1 protein-coding gene is annotated in these 371 nt (G+C 70.1%); it reads right to left on the bottom strand.

Going from position 1 to position 371, the window contains the following annotated elements:
• On the bottom strand, positions 1 to 351 hold a 351-nt coding region (locus E9529_RS21580; RefSeq protein WP_236833296.1), incomplete at its 3' end, for a transposase.
• Positions 352 to 371: the final 20 nt, after the last annotated feature.

Below are 371 nucleotides of genomic sequence, written 5' to 3'. Positions count from 1 at the left end.
CAGCACCGCGGCGGTGGGCTGCACCTCGCGCCCGTCGGCCTCACGGACCCGGTCGCGCAGCGCCTCGTGCACCTGCCGCCAGGTGCCATCGGCGCTCCAGGCACGAAACCACCGGTAGGCGGCATCCCAGGGGGCCAGGTCGTGAGGCACCAGCCGCCAGGAACAGCCGGTGCGCAGCACATACAGGATCGTGTCGAGGATCAGCCGGCGGTCGAACTTCAACGGCCGGCCGCCGTGGCGCGGATTGCGCACGGGCAGCAACGGTTCGATCTGCGCCCACTGGCCGTCGGTCAGCGAGCTGTCATACCGGGAAGAAGCCGCAGACCGCGGCTGGCATGTACAGACACACATCCACCCGGACCATCACCGAC

The sequence above is a fragment of the Blastococcus sp. KM273128 genome (genome assembly GCF_021698975.1).
In the GTDB taxonomy this organism is placed as follows: Bacteria; Actinomycetota; Actinomycetes; order Mycobacteriales; family Geodermatophilaceae; genus Blastococcus.
The sequence above is the reverse complement of the archived record's forward strand: the minus strand, read 5'-3'. Positions and strand labels throughout refer to the sequence as shown.